Annotated in this window: 20 protein-coding genes and 3 tRNA genes; 7 read left to right on the forward strand and 16 right to left on the reverse strand. The window is 42.3% G+C overall.

All coding sequences use genetic code 11. From position 1 onward, the window contains the following. Window position 1: 1 nt before the first annotated feature. Window positions 2-2,788: a M16 family metallopeptidase gene (locus C3420_RS06475; protein ID WP_103800071.1), complete on the reverse strand. Its 2,787-nt coding sequence runs from the start codon at window positions 2,786-2,788 to the stop codon at window positions 2-4. A gap of 126 nt (window positions 2,789-2,914) precedes the next feature. Next, the gene (locus tag C3420_RS06480; RefSeq protein ID WP_103800070.1) at window positions 2,915-3,736 is read right to left on the reverse strand and encodes a PhzF family phenazine biosynthesis protein; all 822 of its coding nucleotides are present in this window, start codon (window positions 3,734-3,736) and stop codon (window positions 2,915-2,917) included. Between the two features lie 126 nt (window positions 3,737-3,862). Between C3420_RS06480 and C3420_RS06485 the strand changes: the two genes are divergently transcribed. Then, window positions 3,863-4,447, forward strand: a complete 585-nt coding sequence (locus C3420_RS06485; RefSeq protein ID WP_103800069.1) for a flavin reductase family protein — start codon at window positions 3,863-3,865, stop codon at window positions 4,445-4,447. Between the two features lie 121 nt (window positions 4,448-4,568). Beyond that, window positions 4,569-5,303 (forward strand): hydroxyacylglutathione hydrolase, encoded by a 735-nt coding sequence (gene gloB / locus C3420_RS06490; RefSeq protein ID WP_103800068.1) that lies wholly within the window; start codon window positions 4,569-4,571, stop codon window positions 5,301-5,303. A gap of 9 nt (window positions 5,304-5,312) precedes the next feature. Here gloB and C3420_RS06495 read toward each other — a convergent pair whose 3' ends face one another. Then, on the reverse strand, window positions 5,313-5,585 hold the full coding sequence (locus C3420_RS06495) for a hypothetical protein (RefSeq protein WP_048882074.1): 273 nt from the start codon (window positions 5,583-5,585) through the stop codon (window positions 5,313-5,315). 399 nt (window positions 5,586-5,984) lie between these two features. Between C3420_RS06495 and C3420_RS06500 the strand changes: the two genes are divergently transcribed. Then, a complete protein-coding gene (locus tag C3420_RS06500) occupies window positions 5,985-6,188 on the forward strand; it encodes a hypothetical protein (RefSeq protein ID WP_004812366.1) in 204 nt (67 codons plus the stop codon). A gap of 137 nt (window positions 6,189-6,325) precedes the next feature. Here C3420_RS06500 and C3420_RS06505 read toward each other — a convergent pair. From C3420_RS06505 to C3420_RS06525, 5 genes are all read right to left on the reverse strand, one after another. Next, window positions 6,326-6,410: transfer RNA gene (locus C3420_RS06505), tRNA-Leu, on the reverse strand. Between the two features lie 39 nt (window positions 6,411-6,449). Continuing rightward, a tRNA-Trp gene (locus C3420_RS06510) sits at window positions 6,450-6,523 on the reverse strand. Window positions 6,524-6,558: 35 nt separating this feature from the next. Then, window positions 6,559-6,643, reverse strand: a tRNA-Leu gene (locus C3420_RS06515). A gap of 107 nt (window positions 6,644-6,750) precedes the next feature. After that, the gene (locus C3420_RS06520; protein WP_228152942.1) at window positions 6,751-7,554 is read right to left on the reverse strand and encodes a protein kinase domain-containing protein; all 804 of its coding nucleotides are present in this window, start codon (window positions 7,552-7,554) and stop codon (window positions 6,751-6,753) included. Then, complete coding sequence (locus tag C3420_RS06525) at window positions 7,544-9,061, reverse strand: DUF3336 domain-containing protein (RefSeq protein WP_076753369.1); 1,518 nt, start codon at window positions 9,059-9,061, stop codon at window positions 7,544-7,546. Before C3420_RS06525 ends, C3420_RS06520 begins: the two co-directional genes overlap by 11 nt. Before the next feature lie 190 nt (window positions 9,062-9,251). Here C3420_RS06525 and C3420_RS06530 point away from each other — a divergent pair, with 190 nt between their 5' ends. Both C3420_RS06530 and C3420_RS06535 read left to right on the forward strand, forming a co-directional pair. Further along, the gene (locus tag C3420_RS06530) at window positions 9,252-10,124 is read left to right on the forward strand and encodes an ATP-binding protein (protein ID WP_103800066.1); all 873 of its coding nucleotides are present in this window, start codon (window positions 9,252-9,254) and stop codon (window positions 10,122-10,124) included. Beyond that, window positions 10,114-10,527, forward strand: a complete 414-nt coding sequence (locus C3420_RS06535; RefSeq protein WP_081409088.1) for a DUF6176 family protein — start codon at window positions 10,114-10,116, stop codon at window positions 10,525-10,527. The genes C3420_RS06530 and C3420_RS06535 overlap by 11 nt, the downstream gene beginning before the upstream one ends. 95 nt (window positions 10,528-10,622) lie before the next feature. Here C3420_RS06535 and C3420_RS06540 read toward each other — a convergent pair whose 3' ends face one another. From C3420_RS06540 to tsaD, 3 genes are all read right to left on the reverse strand, one after another. After that, a complete protein-coding gene (locus C3420_RS06540; protein ID WP_103800065.1) occupies window positions 10,623-11,669 on the reverse strand; it encodes a hypothetical protein in 1,047 nt (348 codons plus the stop codon). A 488-nt stretch (window positions 11,670-12,157) separates the two neighbouring features. Next, window positions 12,158-13,117, reverse strand: coding sequence for a sensor domain-containing diguanylate cyclase (locus C3420_RS06545; RefSeq protein WP_103800064.1), 960 nt, complete (start codon window positions 13,115-13,117; stop codon window positions 12,158-12,160). Between the two features lie 204 nt (window positions 13,118-13,321). Beyond that, entirely contained in the window at window positions 13,322-14,338 is a 1,017-nt protein-coding gene (gene tsaD / locus C3420_RS06550; RefSeq protein ID WP_076753366.1) for a tRNA (adenosine(37)-N6)-threonylcarbamoyltransferase complex transferase subunit TsaD, read from the reverse strand. 146 nt (window positions 14,339-14,484) lie between these two features. Here tsaD and rpsU point away from each other — a divergent pair, with 146 nt between their 5' ends. Next, entirely contained in the window at window positions 14,485-14,700 is a 216-nt protein-coding gene (gene rpsU, locus C3420_RS06555) for a 30S ribosomal protein S21 (protein ID WP_001136722.1), read from the forward strand. A gap of 30 nt (window positions 14,701-14,730) precedes the next feature. Then, window positions 14,731-15,180, forward strand: a complete 450-nt coding sequence (locus tag C3420_RS06560) for a GatB/YqeY domain-containing protein (RefSeq protein ID WP_103800063.1) — start codon at window positions 14,731-14,733, stop codon at window positions 15,178-15,180. Window positions 15,181-15,269: 89 nt separating this feature from the next. Here the strand turns inward: C3420_RS06560 and C3420_RS06565 are convergent, their stop codons facing one another. The 5 genes from C3420_RS06565 to C3420_RS06585 all read right to left on the reverse strand — a co-directional run bounded on the left by C3420_RS06565 (window position 15,270) and on the right by C3420_RS06585 (window position 20,985). Continuing rightward, window positions 15,270-15,626 carry a hypothetical protein gene (locus C3420_RS06565; protein WP_004812348.1) on the reverse strand — a complete coding sequence of 119 codons (357 nt, stop codon included), beginning with the start codon at window positions 15,624-15,626 and terminating at the stop codon, window positions 15,270-15,272. A gap of 114 nt (window positions 15,627-15,740) precedes the next feature. Beyond that, a complete protein-coding gene (locus C3420_RS06570) occupies window positions 15,741-17,183 on the reverse strand; it encodes a M48 family metalloprotease (protein ID WP_213064670.1) in 1,443 nt (480 codons plus the stop codon). A gap of 89 nt (window positions 17,184-17,272) precedes the next feature. Further along, window positions 17,273-18,238: a 2-hydroxyacid dehydrogenase gene (locus tag C3420_RS06575; protein WP_103800061.1), complete on the reverse strand. Its 966-nt coding sequence runs from the start codon at window positions 18,236-18,238 to the stop codon at window positions 17,273-17,275. A 6-nt stretch (window positions 18,239-18,244) separates the two neighbouring features. After that, window positions 18,245-18,895, reverse strand: coding sequence for a hypothetical protein (locus C3420_RS06580; protein ID WP_103800060.1), 651 nt, complete (start codon window positions 18,893-18,895; stop codon window positions 18,245-18,247). Window positions 18,896-19,095: 200 nt separating this feature from the next. After that, window positions 19,096-20,985: a M48 family metalloprotease gene (locus C3420_RS06585; protein ID WP_171294448.1), complete on the reverse strand. Its 1,890-nt coding sequence runs from the start codon at window positions 20,983-20,985 to the stop codon at window positions 19,096-19,098. Window positions 20,986-21,053 lie beyond the last annotated feature (68 nt).

Here is a 21,053-nt window from a genome sequence, read left to right on the forward strand (position 1 = left end):
TTTAACGTTTCGTAAGCGTGGTCTGATTTACTGGCTGCCCATATTGATCCGACATCACTTCTACCAGCTGATCAGTATTCAGATACTTCTGAATCACTGCATCGATATCTGCTTTGGTTAAGGCTGCCACCGCGCGGTCACGTTTCTGACGATAGTTCAGGTCGCGGTTCCGTTCCAGCTGAGGCACCAGCATGCTATGAATACGGCGATCATCTTCCAGTGCTGTGACACGTTTTTTCAGAATACTGGCTTTTGCAGCTTCGACTTCTTGTGCAGTGACACCTTTGCTACGTAGCTCAGCAATCACCTTACGTATTGAATCCGATACTTGGCCAGAGCGTCCTGCGGTATAGTTTGCGCCAAAGGCCAAGGCACCGGCATTGTCCCATTCAGCGAAATCCACATTGGCACTAAAGCCATAGACCAGGGCATTCTTTTCACGTAATTCCTGTGCCAGACGAGAAGACAGTTGTGAATCACCCAAAATGTGTCTTAATACCAGTAATGCAGGTACATCTGGATGATCTGAACCCACCGGAATTGAAATGGCGGCGACATAGCTGCCAAACTCGCGCTGTTCCGATAATGCATGTACCCTTTCAGCAGTACGCGCGACATATTCAGACTTGAGGCGAGTATAAGGCTCATTGCTTTTCCAGCCCTCAAATTCCTGCTTGATTAATGTTTGCATCGCTTGAGGCTTAAATTCACCCGTGACCGCAACGCGGGCATGATGGGTTTTAAAGAAACGTTGATACAACTGCTGGACCTGTTCACGCGTCGCTGCGTTGATCTGCTGTTTAGCCAAGTCAGGCTCAAAATGATAACGTAAATCTCCCGGCTCATAACGCTCAAGCAGACGTGCAAAGGTCAGACTGGTCACCGTATCCGGTTCTGTATAAGGACGGTCTAAGCTGGACAAAGACTGAGACTTGATCAGGTCAAACTGGCTCTGCTCAAAAGTCGGATTTTTCAATACATTTAGAATGTATTTAAAATATTCTTCAAAATATTCTTTCTTGGCTGAAATCGAAATATTCAGGCCATTGCCTGATGCACTGACATTGGCCGAGCCACCCACTTCAATAGTTTTGTCTGAAATCTGTTGCAGGCTCTGAGTCTCAGAAGCTCGCATGATCAAGTAAGCCATCAGATCCAGCAATTCCCCTTTATGCTTGAGTGTTTCAGCTGTACCAAAATCAAGGGCAATCGTCGAGTAGACTTTGTCATCGCGGGTCTGGGTGGGGAACAAAGCATACTGAATGCCATTTTGCAGTTTGCCACGCTGGATCTGCTTTTCTTTGCTGGTCAGTAGCTTTTTAGACTCCTTCACATACTGCTTTACTTCAGCCTGGTAAACCGAAACATCTTTTAAAGGTTCTTCAGTGACAGGCTGTTGATCCAGGGTTGGTTTAGCTGCTGCAAACTGCTCTTGCTGTTTGGCTGTTTTCTGATCTTCAGGCGTAGGTACAATATTGCCCTGAATGCGGTATTCCGCCTTAAAAAAATCTTTATAGATAGCGTTAGCATCAGCCACAGTCAGGTTTTGAATTGCATTCAGATCCCTAAAATATTTGCTCCAGTCTCCATTCGAAGATGCAATATAATCACTCAGGCGTGAACCTAGGGCTGCTGCGTTATTTTTAATGTTCTCAGCAGCATTGCGGCTCATATTTTTAACCCGGTTCAGCTCAGTTTCATTAAAACCTTTACCCTGCTCGACACCATTCTGCAACGCCTGTTCGACCTTTTTCGCATCATGATTTGGCGCATAGACTGCCCCCATGAAGACCATATTGAAGTCCTTATCTAGCCAGGTAGCAGACTGTACAGCTGTCGCTGTTCCCTGCTCGACAACCCCCTGATACAGATGCCCGCTCGGCTGCAAGGTGTATAGCGTTGGTGTTACCGATAATGCGTTCTGCTTAGCTACTTCTGAACGGTTCAGATAGATATTGAATTTGGCAAAATCACTGCCTTTGGCCACAGTAAACTCACGCTGTTTAATCTTTTCAGGACTTAACTCTGGTACTTTCGGCTGTTCTGGTACAGAACGTGCCTTGATTGGACTAAAATGCTGATCAATATATTTCAGTACCTGTTTCTTGTCGAACTTGCCTGAAATTACCATATAGGCATTATTTGGTGCATACCAGGTCCGGTAGAATTGATTCAATTCCTGCATATTGATCGATTGCAGCTCATTTAAATCGCCAATTGGCAGACGACCGAGATGCTGGTTGCCATAAGCCGATTTAAAGATTTGATCCATCAATACTGAAAATGGCTGATCCAGACGGATTTCACGTTCACGTTTAACAATATCAATTTCAGTTGGCACATATTTTTCTTGTAGTACCAGCTTATCCATCCGTTCTGCTTCAAGCTGAATTACCGCAGCCAGTGCAGTGCTTTCAGGGCGAACCAGATTGGTATATTTGGTAGAATAATAATCCGTACTGGCATTCGATGAGAGTGTGTACTGATCCAGACGACGCTGAAATTCATCGCCTTTAATATTTTCAGTCCCTTTAAAGGCTAAATGTTCTAATAGATGTGCCAGACCACCCTTCCCCTGCGGATCGTTCAATGAACCGGTGAAATAGACCGTATTCATAAAAGTCTTATTTTCTTTGTCATTTGGTGCAAGGACAATTCTTAAACCATTATCCAGTTTATATTCTTCAATATTTTGTTCTGTTTTTACCAATACCGGTTGAGCAAAACTGAGCGTCGCTGCGCCCATTAAAAACATGGAAAGTGTTAATTTTTTAAAACGTAGTGACATTCTGGATCCAGCAAATTTAAACATGAACTTTTTATTCAGTGAACATCATAGAGAATGACTCTCTTGTTGTGAGTTGTATTTTTATAAAAGCTGCTGTTCACAACAGCTTTTAGATATTCTATCTGATTAAAGCAGAATTTCAGCTTTCATATACAGCTTGCCGTAACCTGAAATTTCAATCCGGTCATTATCCTGCATCTCGCAATACAGCACCCCCCCCCGGCTTGGGCCCTGATAAGCAACCAGCTGCTGTTTTCCGAGTTTTTCTGCCCAGATCGGCACGATTCCGGTATGAATTGAACCGGTCACCGGATCTTCATTAATACCATTACTTGGCGCGAAGTAACGCGATACACAGTCATACTGTTCTGCACCCGCCATTAAGGCGACATCCAGCAATGCGCCAGTCGCAGTAATCGCGGTACGGCGATCATTGACCTGTTTTAGTAATTCAAAATCCGGAGTCTCATCCAGCACATCCTGTACCGACTCATATTCGATAATATAGGCCTGTTCATTTAAATAGACATTTTTAAAAGATTTGGTCAAAGCTCCACGCAACATAGCAGGATATTCATCGACCAAAACTGCCCGACGGATCGGGAAGTTCATACGGATTTTGCCATCTTGATCTTGGCTAACTGTAAAAATACCGAGATTTTTTACATGAAATCGAATGGTTTTATGCGAGGTATAATCCAGAAATAATACAAAGCTGCTGGCTAGAGTCGCATGCCCACAGAAATCAACTTCTTTCGTTGGCGTAAACCAGCGAATTTCATAGTTTTCTGCATCAATGGTCTTTACAAAGGCCGTTTCAGATAAATTATTTTCCAGCGCAATGTTTTGCATCAGGCTCTCATCCAGCCACTCATCCTGCACAATCACCGCAGCGGGATTGCCCTTGAACAGCTCCGTAGTGAACGCATCCACTTGATACATTTTCATTGCTTAAACTCCTTTTGTTTAGCGCTTTAGTTTAAAAGCTTTTTTCGCCAAAAAAATTTATATATGTTAATAAGCCAATAAGTGCATAATTTTTAGCACGTACATTTGTTTATTTTAAGGTTTGCAATGTCTAATCCCCATCTGAAAGCTGTACCCCTGGAAAAATCCTATCGTTTGCTCAATCATGGTCCAACGGTGCTGGTTTCTGCCCAGGATCAGGAAAATACGGATGTTATGGCCGCAGCCTGGGCCTGTGCGCTAGACTTCCAGCCAGCCAAAGTCACTGTAGTTTTAGATAAAAGTACCAAAACCCGCAAAATTATTGAAAATTCTGGTTACTTTGCTTTGCAAGTTCCCACGCTTAAACAGCTGAACATGGTGCAAGCTGTTGGAACGATCAGCATGCATGATCAACCCGATAAGTTAGAACAATGTGGTGTGGAACTGTTTCAGTTTGATCAGTCAGACATTCCGGCTGTAAGTGGTTGTGCAGCCTGGCTGCTGTGTGAACTGATTCCTGAACCCCATAATCAGCAAACTCATGACCTGTTTATTGGCAAGGTCATTGCGGCTTATGCTGACGAGCGCGTGTTCCGTGATGGACACTGGTATTATCAGGACGTGGAGCGTGAATGGCGCAGTATTCACCATATTGCAGGCGGTCATTTTTATAGCATTGGTGATCCTGTTTCAGCGGATGATATAGACTGATCACCCAACCTATACACTCTTAAAATCAGATACATGAATCATCAACAAACATTGACCCAGCATCTGCATATGCCGGGTAATTATGCTAATTTACTAAATAACTTCAAACGGTTTAACTGAAATGATGCCTTTCAAAATTCACTGTATAGACGTCAAAAATAACTTACAGAATTATATCTGGCTGCTGGAACATACAGACTCCAAACAGGTCGTGGCTGTTGATCCCACGGAAGCTGGTCTGGTACAGGAATATTGCCAGCAGTATAGACTGGAACTGGCGCAGATCTGGTTAACCCATTGGCATAAAGACCATATTGGCGGTGTTCCTGAACTGATTCAGGATAAAAACATTCCGGTATATGGTCCTCGTGAGGAATTGAGTAAAATTCCATTCATCAGCCATCCTCTAGAGCATGAAGATGAATTCGCTTTTCATGGTATCGATGTCAGCATCATCAGTGTACCGGGACACACTTTAGGCCACATTGTCTACTTTATTGATGCGCTAGATGTGCTGTTCTGCGGTGATACCCTGTTTGCAATGGGCTGTGGCCGGGTGTTTGAAGGTACTTTTGAACAGATGTACCACTCTCTATCTCGTCTGGCTGCATTACCCCCGCGCACCAAGGTGTACTGTACACATGAATATACACTTTCCAATGCCCAGTTTGCCGTGCATGCAGAACCGGATAATCTGGAAATTCAGGAGCGCCATGAACAGGTCGAACGTCTGAGAATGTTAGGCCAATGCACCTTACCCAGCACGATTGAAATTGAACTTAAAACCAATCCTTTCTTGCGTGCAGACAGCGTTGAAGAATTTGCCCGTTTAAGAACCTTGAAAGACAATTTCTAATTAGGGTTTTTATAGAATCTGATTGCTTTGCGCGTAGGCATCCAGCTCTGCTTGGGTCACAACGCGTAAAGCATGCATTTCATCCACCCGAACCAGTAATAAACCGCCCAGTGCTGGCTGATAACGTCTTGCACTCCCGAATGGCGTATATGCCACTTGAGACTGTACGGTAAATTCAATCCAGTCCTCATGTCCCAACATGACAGCAACCGGTGTCTGATCCTCTTGCTGCATACGTTCAATGCAATCCTTTACATACTGTTCAATATTTACTTGTGTCATATTCAGACTCACTATTTTTTTGCAAGTATAAATTATTCTACACATTGATCGAGGACCACTTATTGCAAAAAATGCTCAACCAGATGATTGCTGCAATCTCTGCCCAAATTGAAATGAATAACAATTCGACCAGTTGTAGATGCCCCCTAGCTGCCACATACTCAAAACTTTATTATGCTTAAATTTTAGTCAATCAGAGTACGATTTCTAATATTTAGTTACAACATCTAAAAGCATTCATAAATCATAAATTTAGCTATTTATTAGTGAAACTTCATCCAATTATTTGTCTATAAAAAAAGCATTTTTAGGAAATTTAAAGAATTTTTAAAATTTTCCCCTTTAAAAATTTTTTATTCACCCTAATTTATTAAGGAACAGTGATGAAGGAGTTATCTCGTGAAAAAAGTGGTGAAAGCAAAAAATCTTCTGGCATTCCGTCTATGGCTTGAAAAATTGGGGTATTCCGTACGTACCTTGGCAGACAACCGTGGTTTTACATTTAGTTTTAAAAAAGAATATGGTCTGGTGACCTGTGATCTCTCTGGCAATACCCTTGCGATGCAATTGGGTGAAGAATTCGAAGACCATTTGAAAGCTTAATTTGCGTCACTTTTAACGCGAAAGATCAATTCAAACATCTTAAGTTAACGCCAAGCTAGCCCATTTCGATGGGCTTTTTTTATAGCTATAAAATTTCAGGCGAAAAAAAACAAGGCATCAACCTTGTCTCTTTTAAATGGTGGGGACGGAGAGACTCGAACTCTCACACCTCGCGGCGCTGGAACCTAAATCCAGTGCGTCTACCAATTTCGCCACGTCCCCATCGGGTACCAACTTATCGCTGGATTTCTCAAACTTTAATGGCAGAGGATCAAGGATTCGAACCTTGACGAACGGTTTTGGAGACCGTCATGCTACCATTACACCAATCCTCTACTCGACCATCTCTACTCATTCTCATAAGTAAATTTGGTGGGGACGGAGAGACTCGAACTCTCACACCTCGCGGCGCTGGAACCTAAATCCAGTGCGTCTACCAATTTCGCCACGTCCCCGATGGCTGTGTATATTATAGAGATCATTTTAGCCTGACAAGAACTTTTTCATAAAACGCTTATCATTTGATTAAATAAAAAACAAAGTATTGATTTTTGTATTTTTATCAGTCGATTACAATTAACAAAGCAGCTTTAATCTCTTCAAAATCAGCAACCCTAGCCGACTTATGCCGAGCAAGCATGCCTTTTAACACAGTTTGAAAAGACCTAAATTTTTCTGGAAGATTAATTTCCAATCGCTGACAGTGTAGATAAGCCCAGTCCTCATAATTTCCAGCACCAAGTCGTCTCTGACTCAACCATTCCAGCCAGATGATTCCTAATGCATAAATATCCGATTGAATCGTTTTTGCTTCGGCGTGAAATAATTCTGGCGCCATATAACGTGGTGTTGCATCTAATGTTGGAGGTGATTCATCCGAGATTCGATATGCGTGTTCAAAATCAATCAGACAGACCCGCCCGTTGCACTGGACAAAATGTTCTGCTTTTAAATCATGATGTAGATAGCCGCATTGATATAGTTGCATCACAGCACCTAAGGCTGCGAGCAAATGTTTCTGAATCTCAGACACGCTTAAATCAGCCGGATCAATCGCAAAATGAGAAGGACAATCCTGTAGCAAGATGCCCTGTTGAAAAATTTCACCCCCAATAGTGATCTCTGAATTAATCAGTAAATGCGGCGCCAGAAATTTAGCTTTTGAGTTAGTAGAAAGCGCCTGATAAAAACCGAATTCATTTTCAAAACTACGCTGACTATATACAGTTGAGTTTTTCGCTTGCACCTTAAGCCAGTAAATTTCTTCACCTAAGCTACCTTTATAGAGCCGACGGCCAAAAGCCAGACTTCGCGGCTTTGTGTTGAGTTCAAATTTTATCTGGTTTAGGTCATGACTAGATATCAACTGGAATATATTCTTCTTTCTGCTGTTCAGGTGCATGTTGATAGGTTAAAAGTTCCAGACAATGCTGTATGGTTTTCCCTACCCGCTCCTGGGTTTCAATCATGGAAATTTTCGGCCAGGTGGCACGTTCGCCTTCACGTTGCAGGATTTTAAACAGGTGTGGCCGCGGGTTTTGCAACATATAAGTATAATGACGCAGACCATATTTGCCGACAATATTCACATCACCATAATAACGCTGATCGACTACACCATAACCATGATCCAGCAAACGGCGTACAGGCGGTACACTTCCCACCCGCTCACGAGTAAAGTCCATCATGCCTTTGGCAAACACCTTGCCTTGGCGTCGTGCAATTCGTTGTGGCCAGCTCAGCATATCCTTACGGAATCGGGCTGCATCGTCCTGCATGAAAGGCACAATGTGCGGGTTTACCTGACTGGCGATGGTATAGTTAATATTGTACAGCCGTGCCATTTTCTCCTGTGGAAAATCACTGCGTACACTACCATCGACCCAACGTGTCGAGGACATATAGGGTGTAAATTTGCCATCATCGCGCTTACTGGTCAGACGCACAGGTGGAAATAGAATCGGTACAGCACAGGATGCGAGTACCGCGCTCCAGACCAATAAATCCGGTGCAGTATAAGCATTCATAATCCGTGCATCTTGAGTCGCATCATAAGGTGCAACGGCGACATTAATATGTAAGCCTGATTTTTTAAGGGCTTCATCAAAAGTGAGATTACCTAAATTTTCAATCAGGAATTTTTTTAGGTATTTCACATCTGCCAGACCGCCATTACCCTTCATCAACTCACGGAAATTCCGAAAATGAAAGGCCTCATTAAAGAAATTGTGTCCCTGAAGAATATCTGGATATTCAGATGGCTTGGATACCCCCAACATGGCTGTCATGATGGCACCAGCACTCGAACCCGATACCACTTTCGGCATCAAATCCTGTTCCATTAACGCCTTACACACACCAGTATGAAATAGTCCCAGCGTTGAACCGCCAGAAAACATCAGCGCTGGCTGACCATAAGCACGCTGGCAACGTTCGAAATATTCTATTTTTTCTTCGAGCGTCAGACATTCACATTCTTGCGAAGCGATATAAGCCAGTCCTTTACTTACTTCTTCAACATAATCTTCAATAATTTTTTTAGTGCCAACATACGTTTCTATAAATAATAGAGGATGCGCGATATTGGCAATGTCATAACTGAGCCCTTCTCGCAAGATATGCATCAAATCACGAGTACGCTTTTGCAGGCGGTATCGTCGAAGTTTGCCCAGACGATGAGAGATCACTTCTGCATCAAAATAATCGGAAGAGTTATCAAGCTTCCATTCCTGCGCACCTGATTCTTCATCCAATTTTAACGCAATGCATTTCCACTCCTCATAAGTTTCCGCAGTTTGCAATTGTTGCTTTAATTTCTTGATGCGATAAGCCTGATGAGGATTAATCTGATGAGTAAAATCTGTTAACAACATGCTATGCGTGATCCTTATGTTTATTTTGCTGCTACAAGATCTGTCACATACTTAAATTAAGCAGATCATATGTGCGGGACAATAGCGAAAAATCTCCTTTCTTGGGCAAATTATAACATTTTTCTAGCTTTGACTGCTTTTTTTGCAGTGGTAGTATCATGAGCATAATTTAAATGCGTAATCCGAGATCATGGCTACAATTGATTTACCCGACCATATTCTAAATACCCTTTCCACTGTCCTTCAGCAGCTTCAGCAAAGCCTGCCGGAAGTTAAAACCGTACCGGATTTCTCTGCTTATGCCTACAAATGGCAAGATGGCCAACTCAAACCAATTCATAAGCTGAGATCGATTCAACTGGCTGATTTGAAAGGAATTGAAAAGCAAAAAGAGAAAGTGATTCAGAATACCTTACAGTTTCTAAATAACCTGCCTGCCAATGATGTACTGCTCACCGGTTCGCGTGGTACAGGTAAGTCCTCTATTGTTCGTGCCCTGCTCACTGAATATGCTGATCATGGCTTACGTCTGATTGAAATTGAACGTGATGATTTATCAGATCTGCCCGAAATCCAGAAACTCATCGCTGACCGTCCGGAAAAGTTCATTGTCTATTGTGATGACCTGGCTTTTAATGCCGAAGATGAAAATTACCGTAGTTTAAAAAGTGTATTAGATGGTTCATTGCAATCCGGTTCCAGTAATTTTGTGATTTATGCAACCAGTAACCGTCGTCATTTACTGCCAGAATTTATGCATGAAAATACGCCCGTTACTAAAGTAGATGTTCCGCAATATACCGAATTACATCCTCAAGAAGCGATCGAAGAGAAAATTTCTTTATCAGACCGTTTTGGTATGTGGCTATCTTTTTACCCGATGGATCAAAATCTTTATCTGGAAATTGTGGAACATTATTTAATACAAGCAGATATGGAACTTACTACAGAAACTCGTGCTGAAGCCCTACGCTGGTGTCAGGCACGCGGTCAACGTTCAGGACGTGCTGCCTATCAGTTTTCCAAGCACTGGATTGGTTCAACCCGACTAAATGCCTCTTAACAGCTTGAAAGCGACCGGTTTAGGTCGCTTTTTTCATATAAATCATTTATATAATAATGACACTCAAAAGAAAATAAAAATTATGGATGTCGGCGCAGTTCTCATTCAACTTAAGCCCTTACACATGCAGCAAGTCCATGACTGGCAGCGCACTTTAAAAGCACGTCAAGACGAAGTAATTGAAACGCTTAAGGCTGAACAGGTTCATGTCGAGTCCTGGTTTTATCTGCAACTTCATGGTCAGGACTATTTAATTGCATATATGCGCGCCGACAACATTCAAAAAGCGCAAAATATTGCAAAACTCAGTACTTTCCCAATTGACCAAGTGCATAAACAGTTTAAAACTTCATGGCAGGCGGTTTATCCCGCTGAATTGTTATTGGATACTACAGCGACCTGATTTATTACCCTGGCTATTTAAGGAGTTTTATAATAAACACCCCCCAATCAATAATAAAAAGCCCCGACAATACGGGGCTTTTTTGACATCTCGAATTATTGTTTATCCCCAATAATGGTAGACCACAGCAGTTCATCAATTTCACTGCCATTGAAATAAACAGTAGCCTTCAATGATTCAGGCTGGTTCTGTTTGACTTCAATCACCTGATCATAACTGTCATCAATTCTAAGCACACCCTCTTTTGGTAAATGCTTATAGTTATTTAATACGGTTTCATCCATTTTAAATGGTGTCGTGGTATTAAAATCAAAACTGTAACGATAATCTGCCAGATCAGGCTGACCGATAATTGTACCGCGACTGGTTAAGGTACGAATCCCATTGCTACCACTGCCATAATCATCGACCAGGCTATAATTATAATTACGTACTTGCAGATATTCTTTGCTCTTTGTATCAAACGCGGCTCCAGAAGTACCCGCCTGATCGGTCTCGGCTATACGCTGGAATTCCAACTGATCGATTTGATAAGATTCGGATTGCCCCATTTCATTTTTAGTTTTACGATGCACAATCGTGCCAGAAATCAGGTAGTCTTCCTTGAGATTAAAATCTACATTTGAACCATAACGGACATTCCTAAAGTTTAAAGTCGTCGTGTCACCATTCACCGTCTGAGTAATGGTTGAGCCTTTACGATAAGTTTTATCCAGGATAATACAGTTATCTTTATCCGTTTTTAATTTCAGCGTTTTAACTGCACCATTGGTAGTTACTTCTGAACAGATCAGATTTGGATATTTAATACTATTGATGCCCAGATTATAAATTTTGATGATACGTGCAGTACGTCCATAAGGATAATCTGCAAATACCTCACCAATCATGTGACCTAGAGCAACATTATAGTCGGTATCATTACTGGTATTTCCGGAAATTTTATCGCGAATTTTCTTTACAATGTCCTGATCTTCAAACGGAACAAATTCCTCTGAAAGCTCAGGGGAAATACTTTCCTTTGGAACATTTGGAGGCGTAGTCACTATAGGACTGTCTGAGCTGCTTCCCCCACCACCGCCACAGGCACTCATTAAACCCGAGACAAAAGCGAGTCCAAAGATAGAAATCTGCTTTTTCATAAAATTTATTCCCTAAAATTTCTTTGCATTTTTATTTGGTGATCACTAAAGGTTGGCCATCTCGAAACTGAATAGCTCAAATGCTATTTCTGCCGGTAATGTTTTTTCTTGGCAGCCAGCTTTATCCTTCGATAGCGCTTTATCTTTAAACAAAGAATTTTTAGGTTCTGTAATTTTAATGTATATTTCAAACAACAATTATCATAAGAAATGAAGTGCTTATTTAAATCTTGTTCCTTATCAGAGTCACTTTTTAACACACTTAAAGCGCATTTAATTAGATCAATTTACTTTGCAACAAAGTTTATAAAATTTGTAATGGTTAAGTTAAAGATGGATTGAATTTTCTTTTTATGGAGAGTCATGCTCAACTTTTACATATAGGCATGAAGGAGAATATTGAAAGATAGGATGATTTTAGAGCATAGAAAATAATCATTTCTGTGATATGAAATACTTAATTATTTACAGAAAATTTAAAGCGTCAATTATTTTAGATTGGTCATGGATTCACTGGATTTTTTCCGACGTTTATATTCAAACATGTTCTGATCCGCTTGTGCGAGCGCTGCAAATAGACCCTGACTCGGATGACGCATCGCCATACCAATCGCTGCGCCAATGTTTGTTGCTGCAAAGGCATTAATTAAACGTTCAACTAAACTTTCAGTACCGGTTTCGTCATTTTCCACACTAAGAATCACAAACTCATCGCCACCTAAACGGGCAACAATATCGTTGATCCGTACATTGTCTCGCAATACTTGTGCTGCATTTTGAATCAGCTTATCACCTTCATCATGACCCAAACTATCATTCACCTTTTTTAGGTCATTCAGGTCAATAAATAATACAGCGGCGGGATGACCATATTGTTTACAACGCTCTTCTTCTGCTCGCAGCAGTTTTTCCCAGGCACGGCGATTATAGAGCCCGGTCAACTCATCTTTACTGGGTTCTTCCTGCAATAATTCATGTTGTCTTATCTGCTCACTCTGACGTAATTCTGCCTGCAAGATCGAACTGAGCAATTGTCCCAATAACTCGACCAGTTGCATATCTTGCACAATAGCTTCCGATTTGGTTTCCGGATCAATCGCACAGAGCGTTCCAAACAAACTGCCATCTTCTTTAAGGAGTGGCTGACCAATATAAGATTTTATACAGACCTGCTGATTAATCGGCGCTGTGGCATATAAAGGAATTTCTTCAGAGCGAGGTGCAATTCTCGGGGCCTTACCTGCGACCATATGAGAACAAAAAGAATCAGCCCACTGAAACACTTGGCCGGGTCGTATATCATAACCATGGTCTTCACTTTGCAGCACAATCCAGTCTTGGCCTTCTACCCGGGTAATCATCCATAAATCAAAGCCAAAATGCTGATGCAGAAACTTTAATACTGCCTCTCCAGCATCCTGAAAACTTTTGAAATTTATATTTTCCATCCGAGATTGCCTCTGCTGCAAACCTGTAAAAATATGCATGATATCAACTTAAGCTATTAAACTATTTTTCCGGTTTCAATAGAATATACGAGCTCTAAATACAGCTATAAAACTATATATTTACAACATACCGTTGCTATAATTTTTCATTTAAAAATTCACAATAAAAAAGAGGCCTAAGCCTCTTTTCTTCAAGCCTGAAACCTATGCCTCTGTCGGATTAGTCAGTTCCGTCATTGGCCAGCGTGGTGTGGTGGTCACCGCCAAGCCATCATGCTGCCCTGCTTTGAGACGCTGATAGCCCGCAAAAGCAATCATGGCACCATTGTCTGTACAGAGTGCAGGTTCCGCATAATAAACAGATGCACGGATCTTGGCTAAATCTGCTTCTAAACGCTCACGTAAACGCTTGTTGGCACTGACACCGCCCGCAATCACCAGACGTTTAAGCCCAGTTTGCTTCAGTGCTTTTACCGACTTTTTCACCAAAGTATCAACAATGGCTTCCTGAAAACTGGCAGCGATATCGGCATCGCGGTTTTCATTACCGAGTTTTTTCATCTGTACAGAAACAGCTGTTTTTAGACCACTGAATGAAAATTCCAAGCCTTGATGCAGCATTGGACGTGGGAATGCAAATGCATTTGGATCGCCCTGCTCCGCCAGTTTGGAAATATTCGGACCACCTGGATATGGCAAGCCCATCATTTTCGCGACTTTATCAAAAGCTTCACCAGCCGCATCATCAATCGACTCGCCAAGGAGCTCATATTGACCAATGCTATAAGCCGCCATCAACTGCGAGTGGCCGCCTGACACCAAAAGAGCCACGAACGGAAATTCCGGTGGCGTTGCCGAAAGTAATGGTGCCAGCATATGACCTTCCATATGATGTACACCAATCGCTGGCTTATTCAATGCAAAGGCTAAGGTACGACCAAACAATGCACCGGTCATTAACGCACCCATCAGGCCCGGTCCACGGGTATATGCCACTGCATCAATTTCAGATTTTTTCACGCCACTTTGTTCAAGCAGCTGATTCATGAGCGGAATTAACTTACGCACATGGTCACGCGAAGCCAGTTCGGGAACTACACCACCATACTCGGCATGCAGTTTAATCTGGCTGTACAGAACCTGGCCGCGCAAACCCAGTTCGCTGTCATAAAGCGCGAGTCCTGTTTCATCACACGATGTTTCTAAGCCTAAAACGATCATTAAACTGCCTATAACCTGTATCAAATCAATTGCGACAACTATTATAGACTTGTGATATGAGATGTAAATGAGTAAAATACTGACCTTCACTTGTGATCAAGGGCAATTCGGCCCTGATCTTATCCATAACTTAATGAGGATTCTTCATGCCACAAGTTAAATTGAAAGAAGGCGAACCAGTAGACGTAGCTATCCGTCGTTTCAAACGTTCATGCGAAAAAGCGGGCGTTCTTGCTGACGTACGTAAGCGCGAATTCTACGAAAAACCAACTCAAGAACGTAAGCGCAAAAAAGCTGCTGCTGTTAAACGCTACCAGAAGAAACTGGCTCGCGAATCAGTACGTACTACTCGCCTTTACTAAGATTAATTTGTGATTGACTGCCTGGACTAAATAAATGACTACTTTAAAAACCAAATAACTGAAGTTTTGAAAGCAACAATGCGTGCTAAAGAAATGGCTAAGTTAACGGTAATTCGTAGTCTTCAGGCGGCAATTAAGCAAATCGAAGTCGATGAGCGCAAAGAACTTGACGACGCTCAGGTTCTTGCGGTCATTGAAAAGCAAATTAAACAACGTAAAGAATCGATCAAAGCCTTTGAAGGTGCTGGTCGAGAAGATTTAGCTAGTAAGGAACAAGCCGAAGTTGAGGTTCTATCTCAATTTCTACCAGAAGCTATGACTGAGGAAGAACTTGATTCCATCATTGCGCAAGCGATTACAGCGCAAGAAGCTACTAGCATGAAAGATATGGGTAAGGTGATGAATTCTCTGCGTCCGCTCATAGCCGGGCGCGCCGATCCTGCACAAGTTTCAGCTAAAATCAAAGCTAAACTGGCATAATCCCCCGCTTTAAATCTCTATTTGCGTTGAACTGACTTAATTGCTAGCCAGTTCTTAGCAATCCAAATTTCTTTTTTAATTTTAATAAATCAAAAATTACAATTTACATTTTTGCTTTGCAGCAATTGCATCATTTTTGAAGATTTCACCTGATCCACAATATCTTGCCGTGTCAATTTTTGCAGCTGAAAGTCTAGTGCATCACGATTTTTATCAGTTGCCTGATAAAGCTGATCTACATAACGCCCGACGATCCCACAAAATTCCACCTGTTGTGCTGCGGTTAAATTCTGTTGTTGTGGATTTAAACTGCGCAGAAAATCTCGTGACTGCTGATGATATTCATCGCTGATACGCTCTACCGCCCGCACATAATCCTTAGTGCTCGCTGCATAACTATGTGATATTCCCCAAACCAGAAACAGGCACAACAATGTTCTTTTCATTCATGCTTTCTCATGTGCTTTCATTTGCAACTCAGCATAGTACAAGGCAAACTTGAAATAAAGCACAGAGGTTGATGTAGATCACAGCTTTAATAAGTAATTTTTATGAGAAGATTAAATCTTGTATTTTCTTTCCTGCTGCATCTGTTTTAAACGTTGTGAAATACTTGCAGACAATGACTGATTCTTCTTACTGACTCGCTGTGCATGTAGTAAGGATTTAATAGCTGCCTCCTCATTTCCCGTCCAATATTCCACTTCAGCACGGTAACGCAGTACATTAATGGTTTTAATCTCAGATACAGGCTCGGCATTGGTTGCTGACAGCATTAAGCGCCAAGCACTTAAATCACGTGAATTAGCATTCATGAAACGCTGCACGATCATCTTGGCTTGATCAGTTTGCTTCATACGGATCAATACTTCTGCATATTTATAATTGAGTGCCCGGTTTTCCGGCATGATGGATGCTGCAGAACGTACACTACGCAGAGCTGGCTCCAGCTGATTTTTCCCGAGATAAATATCGGTTTGAAACAGTACCAGCAAAGGATGAATCTGATTATACTTTTTTGCCTGGTCTAATGCCTGTTGCGCATTATCCTCATCACCTTGTTGCAGATAGTAAGCAGTGAGTGCCAATTGCCCTGCAAAACTGTTTTGTCCTGCTAAAATTTTTAATTGCTGCTCAGTCGTCTGACGGGACAGTACTTTGCTATACCAACGAATAATCTCAAAATTCTGGTCTATCAGCTTTGGTTTAACTTTCGGCATCTGATTGGCGCGTAAACGCGCCTCACTCATACGCTCAGTCGTTAAGGGATGAGTAAACCAGAAATCTGGCAGAAAGCTTAAACGGCTGGTTGAACGATGCATCACCTCAAAGAAATCAGCCATGCTCTGCGGGTTGTAGCCCGAAGCATACATATACTGCATACCGATCCGATCTGCTTCACGTTCCTGATTACGACTATAAGAAAGTTGCTGATCCATTAAAGCTGCTTGTGAGCCCATCATTACGGCTGCACCCGCATCGCCATCTGCTTGCGATGCCACTAAGGCTCCGACCAGGATTCCCGCAAGTGCCAATAATCCCTGTCCTTTAAATGCTTCTTGGGATCGACTGTAATGACGTTGTGTGACATGTGCAATTTCATGCGCCATCACACCGGCCACTTCATCCATATTACGCGCTGAATTGAGTAATCCCATATTTAAGGCAAATAAGCCACCAGGCACAGCAAAAGCATTAATCTGAGGATCATTAACCACAATTAGACCAATTGGTTGCTGTAATTGAGTCTGGCTGAGAATATGTGAAAACACTGAAAATAACTGGTCTTCCATCCAGGGATTTTGCACCACAGGTAATTGTTTCTGTACTTGACGATAAACCTTTTCACCGATCATGCGCTCTTTTTGCTGATCTATCAGCCCTACACCTGCTCCAATTTCTGGAACAGTAAACTGACTAGACTGGGTGTTAAAAGTATTGGAAGCGGTATGCCCTATTGCCATACATGCGCTTAATCCACAAGCCAAAACCAAACGTTTCAATGAATAAATCTCTAAGCCTGATTACGAAAACTGCTTGAATATACCATTGAAAAAAGGGCATAAACGCAAGGAAATGTTATTTAATATTATTAGAAATGCCGGTTAACTACATAGCGTGGCACACGTCCTTGCAAAGCATCCACCAGGTTGTGATATGCCAGTTCTGCCATACGCTGACGTGTTTGCGCAGTTGCCGAACCTACGTGCGGCAAGGTAATCACATTATCAAGTTTAAATAGCTCTGATTCTTGCAATGGCTCTTTTTGATAGACATCCAGCCCTGCGGCAAAAATCTGACGATTTTTTAAAGCCTGAATCAGTGCCTGCTCATCAACAACCGAGCCGCGCGAAATATTCACAAAGACCGCATGCCGCTGCATCAATGCCAGTTCTTCTGCACCAACGAGTGCTTTGGAATCCACATTTAAATCCACTGCGACTACTACAAAGTCAGAACGCTGTAATAAGGATTTTAAATCACAATATTCTGCATTTAAGCCCTGCGTCAGCTCCAGCTTTTCACGACGGTTATGATAAAGCACATTCATATTAAAGCCATGAAAGCCACGTCGCGCGATCGCTGCGCCAATATGACCTAATCCAATAATCCCTAACGTCTTGCCAAAAATATCCACCCCGAACTGTGCTTCGCTGGCGGTACGCTGCCACTGCCCTTGCTTGGTCCATTGATTTAAATAAGTTACTTTACGCGCTGCGGCCATGAGTAAAGTAAATGCAAGATCAGCTGTGGTTTCAGTGAGCACATGTGGTGTATGAGTGAGATAAATTTTCTTTTCATTTAAATATTCAAGATCGTAATTATCGTAGCCAACACTGACACTGGAGATGATTTTTAGTTTAGTCGCAGTTTCCAGATTATTTCGATTGAGCATTCGTCCTGCGCCAATCATGCCATCTGCATCTTGTGCATGCTGCAAAATCTGTTGATTGACATCACCCAGCTTAGGCTGGATATATACCACATTATATTGTTGTTCGAGTTTGGCTTGAATCTCTGGATGAATTTGACTAAATACAACAACTTTTTGCTTCATGCTTATTTATTCCATGCTGACAGGCCTACTTTGCATAAACTGCCAGAGTCGCTTTTTAAGGATTGGCCGATCCAGCATCTCCTGCAGGGAGGCCAACTGGGTAATTTTACTGTTTGAAAGATGTGGAACAGTACCAAGAAAAATAATATTTTTATCGTGACTCATGCCATCCAGAAAACCCTGGATATAAGACTCCACGCCGCGTCCATCCTGCACATTATCCCAAGGAAATGGCCAGTTCAGCTCTGCAAACTCACCCAACATTGCACGTTGGATATTCGACCACAGTAATTGCTGATCTTCAGTTAAGCTCGTGGTATCAATGACAATAATACAGTGCGCAAGACCTAATGCCTGCATACTAAAAGGCGCGACCTCAACAATTTCGCGCAGTTCATGCTCCGGTTCTGGCTGCGGCTGTATTTCCATTGTTGGCATTATAACGACTGGCGCAGGCACTTCTACAGGTGCAGATACGACAGAACGTTCAATCACTGAGGCTTCAGCTTTAAGCTCAGGAAGGATGATTTCACTCAGGACTTCAGGTTGTGACTGGTCACGCCAAAGCGCCGGCTGGTGCGATTGACACGGCTCCGCCCGAGGAATCCAGATATCAATTCCTAGTGTCGCCAGTATGTCACGTTGATGCCCTATCATCTTGTCTTCATCACCTATTTCAGGCTGAATATTTTAGCGGGAATCCACTTCTTTTGCCGAACTTTTTCGGATTTTTCACTGTACATTACAACTGATTTGTAGCGAATCTGACTTTAGTCGTTCTCTTCGGGTTGTTTACATGCAGGTTCAAACATTATTTAAAGATCATGCGTGAGTTAATAAATACTTTCAAGTCTGAATTAAATAATCATGATGCTGTTCTTTTTCTGCATCTGATCCACAATTTCATCTACTTCAAAACCCAAACGCCAATACAGTAATTCCATCACGTCAAATTCATCCTGAGTGATGATCCGATCATTCCAGAGACAGACTTCCGCAATGCCCAATATACTCAGTCGATCACGCAGCAACAGGCCAGAAATATCATTCAGAATTTCAGCCAGATCAATCGGCTCATCTGAAATTTCGGTATACATTTCCAGTTCTTTTTGAGTCAAAATACGTTTTAAAATGCGCTCGCGAACATCCAGCTGATTATCACTATTGATCTGCTGTACATGCAGCAATGCATCAATCAGGCGTACGATTTGTGGTTTAACTTCTTCCAGTGCCGTCGGGGTATGTAGGGGGAGTAGATTCAGCTCATATTTCACACATTCAAGCAACAAGGCATCTAGCAGACCAATTTCACCATCTTCCTGAATAATCCGTGCCAGTTTCATCACGAATTGTCGTGCTACCGTGGTCGGCATGCCACCAATATTTTTGCAGGCTTGCTGAAAAATCGAGATATGCACACGCCCGTCCAGATTTAACAATGAATCTACAATGGCCCGGCTGACTTCAGCATCGGTGGGAATAAATTCCCGATATTGCCGGATCATCAGAATTGCAACCATGACCTCTCGTGACCCAGTTGCAGTTTGCAATGCGCGTTCAATCAGTTCTGGTCGTGGCGTATTGGCACGATTCTCCGGATTCAGTGGCTTAACCGCATCTTTAATTGCAAAACTGATTGGAGACAGACGTAGTAAAGGTAATGGCTGTGGCGAACTCCAAGCAGCTGCACTTGTGACCGCCATTTCTTCGAGTGACCGAAACAGACTAAATAAAGGCTGATTTTGTAGTTTTTTTAGGTTTTCAAGCTGCAGATCCTGAATAAGGGAGGGATTCATTTCATAGATTCGCTGCTCAATACTGGGATGAATATTCAGCCAGTTCTGCTGACTGAGGGAGTTAGCAAAACACATATGTGAAATCGACTCTGCATATTCACTATGAATCTGTGAACCGGAATGATGCACATAAATCCGCAGCAAAGTCTGTACATTGGCATCATTTTGAATCAGGCGACGGGTTTTTTGATCATTCTTGAAAGTTCTGCCACCGAGCGAAATATATTTAATGAAACGGGTAATCAGTACGCCTAAGCTACCAATCAGCCAGATCACCGCACCAATACCAACAAACAGAGTCTCAAACTTGTTTTCTGCCGGCATGCCATTCCGATAGAATCCCCGCTTGGCAATCTTACTGCCCCACTGACTAAAAGTAGTCAGGCTGCTATAGAGAATCTTGAGCCGGGTATTTTCTGCCGCTTCACCAGAAAGAATCTTGTTAAACTCATGGCTTAATAAACCATACAGTTCAATTTCATCCAGATTTTGCAATGCCCCCCAAGTCAGAATAATGGCAGTATTTCCCGGGTTAAAACCGGCAGTCAGTGCATTGACCCCGACCTCATCAGGCAAAACATACACCGCAGGAGGCTCAATCAGAAAAGTATCTGCCAACTGTTCAGCAATCTTCAGAGCGACACTTTCTTCCGGTACGCTTTCAATCAGACTCAGACGACGCGCACCCATCTGTCGTGCCAAGGAATAACCACCAGCACGAAAGACATAAAATTCATAGAGTACTGACACCACCATGATCGAACCGACTAGAGCAATCAGATAAGGACTTAACACATGCCAATATATAGATTGAGCAGTATCAAAATAATAGACTAGTAAACCAACGACAGTATTAATAATTGCTATCGTCAATAGCACAGCAATCAGACAGACACTGGCTGGCCATAGCATATTTTTATTCTTGATAAACGCATATCCTACGCTTTTCAATGCTTCACCCTGATCACATTGTTCTAGCTTTGCCCAATCATAAATGAAAAAAGCGGGAAATTCCCGCT

This window comes from Acinetobacter sp. ACNIH3, assembly GCF_002918965.1.
Classification (GTDB): Bacteria; Pseudomonadota; Gammaproteobacteria; order Pseudomonadales; family Moraxellaceae; genus Acinetobacter; species Acinetobacter schindleri.

Bases quoted from the DNA above. Each gene is read 5' to 3' on its own strand.
- C3420_RS06530 (WP_103800066.1), top strand. From the start codon at position 9,252: ATGGCTACAATTGATTTACCCGACCATATTCTAAATACCCTTTCCACT.
- tsaD (WP_076753366.1), bottom strand. From the start codon at position 14,338: ATGATCGTTTTAGGCTTAGAAACATCGTGTGATGAAACAGGACTCGCG.
- C3420_RS06565 (WP_004812348.1), bottom strand. From the start codon at position 15,626: ATGAAAAGAACATTGTTGTGCCTGTTTCTGGTTTGGGGAATATCACAT.
- C3420_RS06540 (WP_103800065.1), bottom strand. From the start codon at position 11,669: ATGAAAAAGCAGATTTCTATCTTTGGACTCGCTTTTGTCTCGGGTTTA.
- C3420_RS06575 (WP_103800061.1), bottom strand. From the start codon at position 18,238: ATGAAGCAAAAAGTTGTTGTATTTAGTCAAATTCATCCAGAGATTCAA.
- C3420_RS06495 (WP_048882074.1), bottom strand. From the start codon at position 5,585: ATGACACAAGTAAATATTGAACAGTATGTAAAGGATTGCATTGAACGT.
- C3420_RS06545 (WP_103800064.1), bottom strand. From the start codon at position 13,117: ATGGAAAATATAAATTTCAAAAGTTTTCAGGATGCTGGAGAGGCAGTA.
- C3420_RS06485 (WP_103800069.1), top strand. From the start codon at position 3,863: ATGTCTAATCCCCATCTGAAAGCTGTACCCCTGGAAAAATCCTATCGT.
- rpsU (WP_001136722.1), top strand. From the start codon at position 14,485: ATGCCACAAGTTAAATTGAAAGAAGGCGAACCAGTAGACGTAGCTATC.
- gloB (WP_103800068.1), top strand. From the start codon at position 4,569: ATGATGCCTTTCAAAATTCACTGTATAGACGTCAAAAATAACTTACAG.
- C3420_RS06580 (WP_103800060.1), bottom strand. From the start codon at position 18,895: ATGATAGGGCATCAACGTGACATACTGGCGACACTAGGAATTGATATC.
- C3420_RS06480 (WP_103800070.1), bottom strand. From the start codon at position 3,736: ATGAAAATGTATCAAGTGGATGCGTTCACTACGGAGCTGTTCAAGGGC.
- C3420_RS06475 (WP_103800071.1), bottom strand. From the start codon at position 2,788: ATGTCACTACGTTTTAAAAAATTAACACTTTCCATGTTTTTAATGGGC.
- C3420_RS06535 (WP_081409088.1), top strand. From the start codon at position 10,114: ATGCCTCTTAACAGCTTGAAAGCGACCGGTTTAGGTCGCTTTTTTCAT.
- C3420_RS06525 (WP_076753369.1), bottom strand. From the start codon at position 9,061: ATGTTGTTAACAGATTTTACTCATCAGATTAATCCTCATCAGGCTTAT.